The following is a 680-nucleotide window of genomic DNA, read 5'->3' as shown; positions in this document are numbered from 1 at the left end:
GGGTGGCTGGTCGTTGCTTGAGAACTGCACAGTGGACGCGAGCATCTGTGGCCAAGTTTTTAAGGGCGCACGGTGGATGCCTTGGCACCAGGAACCGATGAAGGACGTGGGAGGCCACGATAGGCCCCGGGGAGCTGTCAACCGAGCTTTGATCCGGGGGTGTCCGAATGGGGAAACCCGGCAGTCGTCATGGGCTGTCACCCGCTGCTGAACACATAGGCAGTGTGGAGGGAACGCGGGGAAGTGAAACATCTCAGTACCCGCAGGAAGAGAAAACAACCGTGATTCCGGGAGTAGTGGCGAGCGAAACCGGATGAGGCCAAACCAGTCACGTGTGATACCCGGCAGGGGTTGCGTGGTTGGGGTTGTGGGATCTCTTTTCTGCAGTCTGCCGGCTGTGGGACGAGTCAGAAACCGTTGATGTAGGCGAAGGACATGCGAAAGGTCCGGCGTAGAGGGTAAGACCCCCGTAGCTGAAACATCAGCGGCTCGTTTAAGAGACACCCAAGTAGCACGGGGCCCGAGAAATCCCGTGTGAATCTGGCGGGACCACCCGTTAAGCCTAAATATTCCCTGGTGACCGATAGCGGATAGTACCGTGAGGGAATGGTGAAAAGTACCGCGGGAGCGGAGTGAAATAGTACCTGAAACCGTGTGCCTACAAGCCGTGGGAGCGTCGC

Annotated in this window: 1 rRNA gene; it reads left to right on the top strand. The window is 58.2% G+C overall.

Going from position 1 to position 680, the window contains the following annotated elements:
* Nucleotides 1-49: 49 nt before the first annotated feature.
* Nucleotides 50-680 (top strand): 23S ribosomal RNA (locus AC3EUV_RS38375); the annotation flags it as partial.

The organism is Streptomyces sp. bgisy130, from assembly GCF_057708345.1.
Note: the sequence above shows the minus strand (reverse complement) of the source record. Positions and strands in the feature narration are given on the sequence as shown.